This window comes from Oleiphilus sp. HI0117 (assembly GCF_001635235.1).
In genome coordinates this window covers 1-387 of sequence record NZ_LWGA01001190.1, presented here as the reverse complement: position 1 = coordinate 387, position 387 = coordinate 1, and the positions used below count along the sequence as shown (strand labels likewise).

Annotated in this window: 1 protein-coding gene; it reads left to right on the top strand. The window is 44.4% G+C overall.

Annotated features, from left to right (window positions below):
- Nucleotides 1–240, top strand: a 240-nt coding sequence (locus tag A3757_RS27120; RefSeq protein ID WP_197470185.1) for a hypothetical protein, incomplete at its 5' end; no start/stop codon positions are given.
- Between the last annotated feature and the right edge of the window lie 147 nt (nt 241–387).

Sequence of the window (387 nt, the reverse complement as noted above, 5' to 3'; positions counted from 1 at the left end):
AGGAGACGGGCGATTCGCTATCTGCATGCGCAGCTTTCTGAAACAATTATAGGCGCAATGGGGCAATATCAGAATACGCTAAGTTATGATGCTTTTGGTCGGGGAGTAGACTTGTCAGCAGCAAAATATTGGGATGATGAAATTCATTTAAGCCCGAAAGGGTGGATTATGTACGCGAAAGATATGCAAGAGTATATGATCGAAAATGGTCTAGATATTAGAGCGTTGAAGAGGAGGTGAAGAGCTAAGCGGATAGTTATAGCTTAGCTCTTCAGATAGAGCGCTAGCTCAAGTTAGCAGCAAGAAGAGCCGCCGTCACCTGTTTCGAATATAGGGTCACCATCGAAGGGTAAGCTAGATCCACAGCCTTCAAAAATGCCGTAATGA